This is a genomic window from Candidatus Omnitrophota bacterium (genome assembly GCA_040755155.1).
Taxonomy (GTDB): Bacteria; Hinthialibacterota; Hinthialibacteria; order Hinthialibacterales; family Hinthialibacteraceae; genus JBFMBP01.
Genome location: JBFMBP010000173.1, coordinates 1 through 9675 on the forward strand (window position 1 = coordinate 1; position 9675 = coordinate 9675).

A 9675-nucleotide genomic window follows, 5' to 3' on the forward strand; every position below is an offset into this window, starting at 1 on the left:
CAAAGTAGTTTTTGCCCTTGAATATCCGCTATGGATGCGTCTTATGAAAGACACTGCCAATAATCCTGCGGTTCAGCGCTTCATCCTCGCGCCCCATCTCTGCCTGATTCCTCTCTTCCTATTCTTCTGGCATTTCCGAGCGCGGCGCATGGACGGCGACGGCGAGTTGATCGGACGCATCACGGAAGGGGGCAAGTGGTTCGTCAAAAACGAGATGTTTTCCCAGACGATTCTGCAAGCCTTGCATCAAACGCTGGCGCCTTACCTTTGGACGCCGATGGAAATCATGAATCTTGCTTCTTGCCTGGCGGGAACGCTCTCGGTATGGCTGCTCTTACACTACGCCCGCCGTTTTTATCGCTTGCCGCTCTTCTGGCCGCTTCTTTTGTTTCTCTCATCTGGCTTCCTGATCTACTCCTGCGGCAGGACGGAATATTACCCACTATTTCTGCCCGCCATGATCTATTACGGCCACTGCGCTTTGGAATACCTGGACGGTGAAAAGGATATGCTCTTCGTCGCTTTCGTCTTCGTCTTGGCCGCCTCGCTGCATTTCGCCATGATGATCGCCCTGCCCTCGCTGTTACTGCTACCGTTACTAACGCAACGCCGACGCGATTATCGCCGCATCGTATTCGGCCTGCTGCCATTGATTCCGCTCTTCGTCATCCGCAATTACCCCCAAATTGCAGGTTTTAAAGCCGCATCCTTATCGCCCGTTTTGAATTTTCTGCCGCTTTTCTACTCCGAGGATATGAATCGTTATTACTCCTTTTTCCAATGGGCGCATATTGCGGATTGGCTTTACGCATGGACGATGCGTTCCTGGATTTTCTGGCCTGCGGTCATTTTCGGCTTATGCCAGCAAGGGATGCGCAGTTTGTTAGATAAAAAGAGGTTTTTTCTTTTCGTTTATACGCTTTCGTTTACATTATGGAGCCTTGTATGGCATCCCGATCTCGGCATGGCCAAGGATTGGGACCTCTTCGCCATCGAAGCGGCGCCCTGCCTCTTGTTGCTAATCGCCTACCTTCCCAGCCTACTTTCCAATCCCTTCCATCGAACCGCGCTCGCCATCGCGTTGGCGGCGTCGATCGCCATGGCGGCTTCTCATGTATTCGACGCTTCCCTGCCCCGCCGGGGCTTTGGCTCCATCCTTGTGGATGTAGATAGCCCCGGCGCTTGCCGCCTCAAGATCGACGGCGCCATTCGCCCTTATTCCATTCCTCGTCTTGTCCAAGGCGTCCATGAAGCCAAGCTGATCGACCTCTCCCGCCGCCGCGTCCTGGATTTTCACATCATTGTTTCTCCTGGGATTATGACGAAGGTCGTTATCGATCGGACTCAGGAACCGGCGGAGTTTTACAAAGAAAAAACTCATTGATTTTTTGCTTACTCTTTCACGCTGGGTACAATAAACGCATGATTCGTCAACCTGCAATCGTCCATCGTCCCTATCCCATTTCAAGAGGTGAAATTATGCGAAACAATCGCAAAAGAATTGGTTTGGCCGTCGTATTCCTGTCGTTGATTGTTTGTACTGTCTTTTCCGTAAAAACTTTTTCCCACTGCCAAATCCCCTGTGGCATCTATGACGACGATATGCGCATCGCCATGCTTAAGGAAGACATTCTAACCCTGGAAAAATCCATGAAATCGATCGAAGAACTTTCCAAAGATCCCGCGAAAAACGCTAACCAACTTATCCGCTGGGTGCAGAACAAGGACGCTCACGCCGAAAAAATCGACGAGATCGTTACGCAGTATTTTATGACCCAGCGCATCAAGCCCGCCGAAGAGAGCGACGCCAAAGCCTACGCCGAATATACAAAGAAATTGGTTCTTCTGCATAACATATTGATCGCCTCCTTGAAATCCAAGCAGACGACCGATCTCGCCAATGTGGAAAAATTGAATTCGTTAGTCGATCAATTCGCCGCCGCTTATTTTGGTCCCGATCATAAGCCCCATTCTCACTAATCGATTTCGGCTTAGAATAGTTTAATTAAGGATTATCACCGCAATGATGAAAATGAGAGGAATGAAAAGATGGATCGGCGAGATTTTATAAAATCGACGTCTGTAATAGGAATGTCTGCCGTCATAAATCCCGTCCTGGCCGCCGGCGAAAGGAAACTCTCCTTGCAACAAAGGTCCTACGGCGATACAGGCCGGAAACTGTCCATTATTGGCTTTGGCGGCATCGTTGTCATGAATGCGGAGCAATCGCATGCCAACGAAATCGTCGCCCAAGCCGTAGAGCGCGGCGTCAACTATTTTGATGTTGCCCCTACTTACGGCGACGCGCAGGACCGCCTCGGCCCCGCATTGGAGCCATTCCGCGACGGCGTTTTTCTGGCCTGCAAAACGACGCAACGCTTGCAAAAGGGCGCGGAAGAGGAATTGCATGATTCCTTAAAGAAACTGCGCACCGATCATTTCGACCTCTACCAACTGCATGGATTGGCCAAAATGGAAGATCTGGATGCTGCGACGGGAACAGGCGGAGCGTTGGAAACGTTCGTCAAAGCGCGGGAAAAGGGATTGATCCGCTATATCGGATTTTCCGCCCATTCGGCGGAAGTGGCCGTCGAGGCGATGAATCGCTTCGACTTCGACTCCGTCCTCTTTCCCTTCAATTACGTTACCTGGCATGAAGGAAGCTTCGGCCCCCAGGTTCTAGCCAAAGCCAAAGAGAAAAACGTCGCTCGCTTGGCGCTTAAAGCCATGGCGCATTCCCCCTGGCCTCAAGGCGCCTCGCGGGAGAAATACGGCAAGTGCTGGTATCAACCGGTATTGGATGAAAAGGAAGCGGACCGCGCCTTGCGCTTCACGCTTTCCCTGGACATCACCGCCGCCATCCCGCCGGGAGAGGAAGCGCTTTTCCTGCAAGCGCTGGATATCGCTGAACGTTTCAGCGTCCTTACGCCCGAAGAGGAAAAAGAGGTCAAGCAAATGGCCCAGGGAGTAAAACCTATCTTCCACAGCGCGTAGCGATTGGCGATTGGTCAAAGAAATCCAGCCCAGGAATGATTTTCCTGGGCTGGATTTTTCTGCATTTGAATACGTCATTACGATCTCTACCTGTAGGGTGGAGTCAAAGCGAAGCGCAACCTAACGTTATGACTCGCCATTCCTTGCAACCAAGAGACCATATCAAATCGAAGGATGAAATTGAAAACAACAAAAACAATTGTTACTTATTCGATCTTGATAAGCCAAGTATCCATTAAAAACTTGTTATTGCCGAACCTTCGCATCAGGAGTAGCCGCTGCTGGAACTCCTAAAGGAATGGCGGGGGAGAGCGGGGGATGGGCGCTGTCGAAATAATTGACATTGGTGAATACGAAAAGATAATCCTTATCGCCCAGTTTAATTTCGGCCAGATTGCGGTGATAAGGATCGGCTTCTTCCGAGACGTTGCAAAAGATAATCAGGTTCTTCGACTCTTCGCTTCGGGGAAAAGCAAGTTGGAAAATCGTATACGAGTCGTCTTCTTCGACTTCGAAAGTCAAATCCCGCAAAACCATCCGCAGTTGGCGCCCGCCGGACAGGATTTTGATTTTATTGGTCAAATAGTAATACATCGCCGGTTTCACGGCGCTCAGTTCTTCTGCGCTGAGCAGGTTATTTCCGTTCTTGTCGGCGGGAAAAAGTTCCAGCGTGCAGATCAAAGTGAAACGCAATTCGACGCGCACTTCCGTAGCCGAGACGACGATGCTGGAAAAAGAGACGCTGTTGAGATGAGCCTGGCAGGGACAGGAGAGGATGAGAAGCAAGGTCGAAAAGAAAAGACGCGCCATGATTATCTTATCCCTTACAATAACAGATTATCGTCAGTAATCAACCATTTTCTCATGGCGGGCTGCGCTTCGCTTTGAACTTGCCCTACAGCGGAGGATTATGGCGTTATTAGTCTTTTTTTTATTTTCGCTTTCATTTGCGAAGAACGGCGGGCTTAAGAGTCCACGCTTGCAATTTGGCGATTTCCATCATTTTCGGCGCGTTGAATCCATTAGGGAAAATAACCCATCCCCATAAATTCGGTCCATCGTCCGCTACATATTTGCGCGCTTCGAAATTCCCTTTACGCAGAGAAATTGACGATATTTGCCCCGGCGATTTCCATTCGTCCGTCAAAAGAACAGCCAGCGTAGCGGCGAAATCTTCCAAGCGCCAAGGCTGACCATCCGTCCAAACCACGGAGGGCAACTGCTCCGTCCGATCGATCGTTTCGACGATATCGCGAGCCGTTTGTTTCATAGCGTTCCAGGATGCTTTCGCCTCTTCCGCAAATCGATCGGGAGCGCTGGCGGGACCATAGGCGAATTTGAGATGCGACGCCGAGGGATAGGATGTTTGGAGCAGATCTTCTTCATCTTTCAATTGGGTTGCGCGATCGAGAATATCTGCTAGGGCGTATAGGCCTTCGGCGGCGGAGACGATTCGTCGGGCGTCGAGTGGAACAAAAGAGATTCGTTCCGAGAAACTCGCGGCGATTTTCTGCAAATCATTCTTATCCAATGGTTGGTTGTAGGCTTCATCGGCGTAAAGAGAAGCGATTTCTCTGGCCGTAACCAATTGAACGGAATCTTGTTGGATGACATGATCGAGATATTGTTCGAAGATGCGGAAAGCCTGCTCCGTCGCTTCCGGAGATTTTTTCGGCGGCAATTTCCATTCTTCGCGGGGAGGATTGGCGCCCTTGGCGAAATTGACGCCGTCCCAAAATTGTTCGTGAACCCATTCGCAGGGATGATAATAAATGCTGATGATGCCGCCGCCTTCGCCGATCAGCTCCTGGCGCGCTTTATCGAAGCGGCGGCAGGCGTCTTGCAGAGATTCGTCAGTCCAGTCCCTGGTGCGGACCACGCAATCGCCCAGTTCGAGGATGTTGAGAACGCCGCCGTAGCGGAAGGGGCGGTCGTTCAGGTTAACATGCGAGGTTTCATCCAGATAGAGCGGGATGTTCCATTGACGTAAGGCGGCGTAACTTTCCGGCGTCCATGAACTGCCGGGCTGGCCGTAGCAGGAGGGAGATACGCCGAAGGTTTCGTTCAGCCATTGCAAGCCCAAGCCCTCGCGGCGGATGAATTCCTGTACGCCTTCTTGCCAATCCAAATCGCGGGAATATTCCGACGGCGTGGGGTGTACGCTGTGATAGGTGGAGTGATAGGCGATATCGTGGCGGGAAAGAGCCAGGATGACGTCCTCGCGTCCTCGTTCCCTTAAAACCCGCGCTTTCTCGCCGACGATTTTGAACGTAGCGCGGACGCCCCGGGCGGAGAAGATTTCCGCCAGGCGCATGGCGGCGCCGTCCGATTCCGGCAGGATATAGTCTTCCGTATCGAACCAGAACGTAACGTAGACCGTAGGATGTTTATCCGCGTCTTTTACTGGTTTTTCCCCAGCGAACGACGCTAACGCTCCGATAACGATTATGTCGAAAAACAATGCGATTTTAGAGAATTTCATCTTCCCGCCTCCATGTATCAATACTTATTCCAATGTTTAAGCGGCGCGGAGCTGCCGCCGGAAAAGGCTCCTATAGCCGCCGGTACGCTGTAACATTGCTCGTAATAATCGCCAAGGGCGGGGATATCAATGGGAAGCGATCCAAAGATTTCTTTCAAGTTTCCCGCCTTTCCCAACGCGGCGCTTTCTTTTTGAATTTGAAAACCGCCATGTTCGCTATCTATGAATTTTGGGTCTTGTTGAATGACGCGGCTCGATTCGCTGACGGGAAGCGATGGTCCTGAGAATTGACGGTTATCCAATTGAAACCATAGATTATTGGCGAAACGAAAGGTTTGCGGCTGGGTATTGGGGCCGATGTTAACGAACGTAGATACGTTACGATCGAAGACGACGATATTGTTGGCGAAGACGTTGTTGCGGCAGGGGACGAAGCGCTCACCCGTGGTTTCCTGCAAAATTCTAGCAACCCATTTTTGCGGCTTGTAGATTGTATTATGGGCGAATAAGCCGTTTTCGCAGCCGACGAAGGCGATGGGCGTTTCCGCGCCGATAAATACGTTAGCCCAAACGGCGATATTAGCCGCTTCGTAAGGCGCATCGAGAGGCCGGAAATAGGGCAAACCTGTCGAGCCGCCCATATTAACGGCGCGTTGGCCTGCATGGTCGAAGCGGTTGGCGTAGAGAAGCAACCGGGCGCATCCTCCCTTGGCTTGAATGCCGGAACTGCCGCAATCCTGAATCGTATTATGCGCGAGGACGCCGTCATGGCATCCTACCATATCGATCGCCGATCCCCCGTCGCCGGGATTGATAACCGAACAATTTTCTACGCGGAAACGATCAAGGCCGGATAGTTTTATGCCATCATGATTGCCGGAGGGACCGATGTCGCGAACCGTCAAACCGCGAAGAATGACGTATTCCGCCGGTGTGTCATACGATCCCCCGTCATCGATGTTCACGCCATTGCCCGAAGCGCCGGAAACCGTAAAGTTTTGCAGAATCACATAACGCGGATCGGAGAGTTGAATTCCCGTCCCCCCGCCGGAGATGACGGCGGGATCTTCTCCGGTTGCGCCGCAGATGAGGATCGGCGCATGGGCTTCGCCCCGCAGGTTTTGAATGTAGTTATTGGGCGGGTATTGTCCCGGCGACATCAAGATGCGCGTTCCCGGCCGCGCTTTCTCCGCCGCTTTCGTTAAGGAACGATATGGCTTATCTTGCGTCCCCGCGCCTTGAGCGTCATCGCCGTGGGGAGATAGATAAATGGTTCTCGTATAGACGGCGTTGGCGTCGAAGGGAGCGGGAAGCGAACAATCCTGGCCAAACGCCGTAGTCTTAATAATCCAAATCATCCCCAAAAACAAAACAGCAGGAAAAAGAACGCTCTTCCCGCTGAAACGAAAAATCTTAACAGCGTCATTGACTCTCATGGATAATTCATCCTCATCATTCATTGCCGCTTACGGCCCGTAACGGACAACATTCCCTTCGCTATACAAACCATTGCTCATATCGTAACCTACGTATTCGCCCGCTTTCGGATGTCCGGCGGGATAGACGATGGAAGCCACCCATTTCGCCGTAGGGCCGAATCCGCGAAACTGCCACTCGAACTTTGTCGCCGGAAAAGCGGTTAGCTCTCTCCAATAGTCGCCCGATCTAGTACTGCCATTCGCCCAGTATCGCGTCCAATAATCGTAGTTGCCTAAGCGGTTGCTGCCGTCTTTCGGACCTTGGGTCGTATCTTTGGGGCGAGTATTGAAAGGATCTAAAGGAATAGATGACATATAGGAAATCGGCGTGGTCAGGGGAATATATCGCTCGTCCATCCATCCATAGCGAATGGGATAAAAGTTTTGATCCAGCATATACATGCGCACGGCGCTGTCGACGCTGCGCATGTCGCTGATGGAACGGGCCACCTTGGCGCGGGTTTGGGCGTTGAGAAAATTGGGCACGGCGATCGCCGCCAGAATGCCGATGATGGCTACGACGATTAGAAGTTCGATGAGGGTAAAGCCTTTGGCGGATTTCATATTGTTTCGAACCTCTCATGAATGACGGAACGGCAAAAAATCAATTTCTTGTGGTGCGGTCTTCCAGCCTGCACGAGATATACTGCAGGCAAGATGCCTGCACCCCAAGAGGTAGTCACTCGACAACAACATCAATACTTTTTGCCGGATCGTCATGAATAACTGCGGAAGATATAATATCCCTTTTCTTTCTCAAAATCTTAACTCATGTTACGCGCAATGAAAAAAGAGGAAACGGTTTGCGCCTCGTATTGAATCACGAAAACGCAAAATAAAAAAGAAAAACACGAATAAAAATTGATAATCAACCCGCTGTTGAAAGGGCTATTGTCGTTAGTCCCTTTAAAGAGGCATTTAGAATAGCTCAGCCTTTCAAGGTTAGAATGAAAAATTTCATGGATTTCGAGTTCTTTCGTGTTTTAGCGATTCAAAAACAAAAAAAACCAATTAACTGCCCTTAGTTAGGTATTTCCACGGGCAGGCGGGTTGCTTGTGCTCCCAGGCTGCGTAACATGAAATCTTAATCAAGAATCTCAAAGAAGAGAAACCTCGAAACAATTCTATTTTGACTATTTTAATCGAAAAAGCCAATCAAAAAGAAAGCAGGCGAAGAGAGAAATGAGATCGAATTTTCTTTTCCCGATTCGCCTGCATCGTTCGATATGACAATATCTATTTTTGACCGGCTAGTCCTCGCCAATTATCGTTTATACCACTCCTGCACGGAAGAACCCGGTTTTGCGCGCAGGACGAAAATGCTGTTGGAGGCGTTATGGCAGCTTAAAAACGCATATTCGTTGTCGTCGGTAACTTCGTAAGCGCGGCAATGGCTGGAGAAGGCTTCCGTCTTACCCAACGCATTCAAATCGTCCGTAGTAAAAACAGCGATCGGCGCGCCGTTGTTTTCCACTTTCAGCCCATCGGAGGAGAGTTTGTAGATTTTCAATCCGCCGATATTTCCCATGACATGAAGATAAGGACTGCCGGAAGCGACGCCGGAAATTTTGATGTTGACGATGTCGGAATCCGTTACCTCTCCTATCTCGAAAACGCTATCGACCAGTTTGGTCTCTTTGCCCGATTCCGGATCGAATACGTAAACCGGCGAAGGAACGCCAGCAGTAGCGCCTTCGCCGTAATAGATCAGGTCTTTGCCGCCGATGTAACGGATCGCGAAATTGCGCAGGCGGGCGACGGAAGAATTAAAGGTTCCATTATTCTTCCAGGCGGCGTCGCGGGTAAACGCCATGCCGTCTTTGTTCAATGGGCCGGTGACTTTGTAACGGTGCAGGGAACTGCGGCTGCCGGTATCGGTGAGGTAATGATCCGTATAAAGAAGCGTTCCATCGTGGTTGAAGTGCAAGGGATCGCAATCGGCGGAAATGTCGGCGTCAAGAATGGCTTCGTATTCCGAACCAATATCATAATCGTCGGGATAAGAAAAAAACGGCTGCGTTTCCTGTTTTTGTCCGCCATTGCCCACTAGGACGCGGCGTCCGAATTGGGAGCAGCCTTTTGGCAAGCCAATATGCGGAGTCGCCCAACGATGCGCAACTTGATCCGCATTGTCGGCGGCGCGTAACTCGGCCACGACATATTGAGAAAAATTGGCGTTGGTTCCCGAATCCTGAGTATAGAGGTAGGTTTGATCCCCGGTGGAATCCGTCAGGTTGGGACCGCCGAAGGTCCAATAATGCGGAGAAGCTCCATGCGCCTCGTCGGCCATAATCTCCACGTATTTCAGTTCCGGAGCTTTCCACCAGGCGTTTTGGGCGAACGGCGATTCGATCCCCAAAAAAACGAAGAACATCATGGCTGTCAAAAAAACATGCTGCTTATGAATTCGATGCATGATTCCACTCCTTTTTCATTGTAATAACCTTGTTTGCCGCTTGTTTGAGGATAAATGTCATTCCTTCCATATTAACATAATCCTAACGCAATTCTAACGTAATCCTAACATTACGATAAAGCTCATATTATTTTAAGAGAAGGCGCAAGTAAAATTCTTTGTAACAGGTCAGCCATCTGAAGTGAGAAAGGGAGGGAATGGGGGTAAATGGCCGGTGCGGATATATTCCCGAAGCGCGGCGACGAGGGTTTGGATCGGATGGTATCCGCGTCGTTTCAGCGTGCGAAAGATAGTCATCAATACCG

8 protein-coding genes are annotated in these 9675 nt (G+C 50.6%); 3 read left to right on the plus strand and 5 right to left on the minus strand.

Annotation, left to right across the window (positions count from 1 at the left end; all coding sequences use genetic code 11):
* From AB1656_26490 to AB1656_26500, 3 genes are all read left to right on the plus strand, one after another.
* The coding region (locus AB1656_26490) for a hypothetical protein (protein MEW6238948.1) at positions 1-1384 on the plus strand (1384 nt) is incomplete at its 5' end.
* 95 nt (positions 1385-1479) lie between these two features.
* Positions 1480-1980: a superoxide dismutase [Ni] gene (locus AB1656_26495; protein MEW6238949.1), complete on the plus strand. Its 501-nt coding sequence runs from the start codon at positions 1480-1482 to the stop codon at positions 1978-1980.
* A gap of 111 nt (positions 1981-2091) precedes the next feature.
* Complete coding sequence (locus AB1656_26500) at positions 2092-2994, plus strand: aldo/keto reductase (protein MEW6238950.1); 903 nt, start codon at positions 2092-2094, stop codon at positions 2992-2994.
* 246 nt (positions 2995-3240) lie between these two features.
* On the opposite strand, the gene AB1656_26505 is transcribed toward AB1656_26500, so the two are convergent.
* The 5 genes from AB1656_26505 to AB1656_26525 form a co-directional block, all read right to left on the minus strand.
* The gene (locus AB1656_26505; GenBank protein ID MEW6238951.1) at positions 3241-3804 is read right to left on the minus strand and encodes a hypothetical protein; all 564 of its coding nucleotides are present in this window, start codon (positions 3802-3804) and stop codon (positions 3241-3243) included.
* Between the two features lie 133 nt (positions 3805-3937).
* On the minus strand, positions 3938-5476 hold the full coding sequence (locus AB1656_26510) for a hypothetical protein (GenBank protein MEW6238952.1): 1539 nt from the start codon (positions 5474-5476) through the stop codon (positions 3938-3940).
* 17 nt (positions 5477-5493) lie between these two features.
* Entirely contained in the window at positions 5494-6912 is a 1419-nt protein-coding gene (locus AB1656_26515) for a right-handed parallel beta-helix repeat-containing protein (protein MEW6238953.1), read from the minus strand.
* 30 nt (positions 6913-6942) lie between these two features.
* Entirely contained in the window at positions 6943-7518 is a 576-nt protein-coding gene (locus AB1656_26520) for a prepilin-type N-terminal cleavage/methylation domain-containing protein (GenBank protein ID MEW6238954.1), read from the minus strand.
* 700 nt (positions 7519-8218) lie between these two features.
* Positions 8219-9370: a hypothetical protein gene (locus AB1656_26525; GenBank protein ID MEW6238955.1), complete on the minus strand. Its 1152-nt coding sequence runs from the start codon at positions 9368-9370 to the stop codon at positions 8219-8221.
* Positions 9371-9675 lie beyond the last annotated feature (305 nt).

What these genes read in the sequence shown, in the direction of transcription:
- AB1656_26515 (MEW6238953.1), bottom strand. Translation starts at nt 6,912, where the DNA reads ATGAGAGTCAATGACGCTGTTAAGATTTTTCGTTTCAGCGGGAAGAGC.
- AB1656_26500 (MEW6238950.1), top strand. Translation starts at nt 2,092, where the DNA reads ATGTCTGCCGTCATAAATCCCGTCCTGGCCGCCGGCGAAAGGAAACTC.
- AB1656_26495 (MEW6238949.1), top strand. Translation starts at nt 1,480, where the DNA reads ATGCGAAACAATCGCAAAAGAATTGGTTTGGCCGTCGTATTCCTGTCG.
- AB1656_26505 (MEW6238951.1), bottom strand. Translation starts at nt 3,804, where the DNA reads ATGGCGCGTCTTTTCTTTTCGACCTTGCTTCTCATCCTCTCCTGTCCC.
- AB1656_26510 (MEW6238952.1), bottom strand. Translation starts at nt 5,476, where the DNA reads ATGAAATTCTCTAAAATCGCATTGTTTTTCGACATAATCGTTATCGGA.
- AB1656_26525 (MEW6238955.1), bottom strand. Translation starts at nt 9,370, where the DNA reads ATGCATCGAATTCATAAGCAGCATGTTTTTTTGACAGCCATGATGTTC.
- AB1656_26520 (MEW6238954.1), bottom strand. Translation starts at nt 7,518, where the DNA reads ATGAAATCCGCCAAAGGCTTTACCCTCATCGAACTTCTAATCGTCGTA.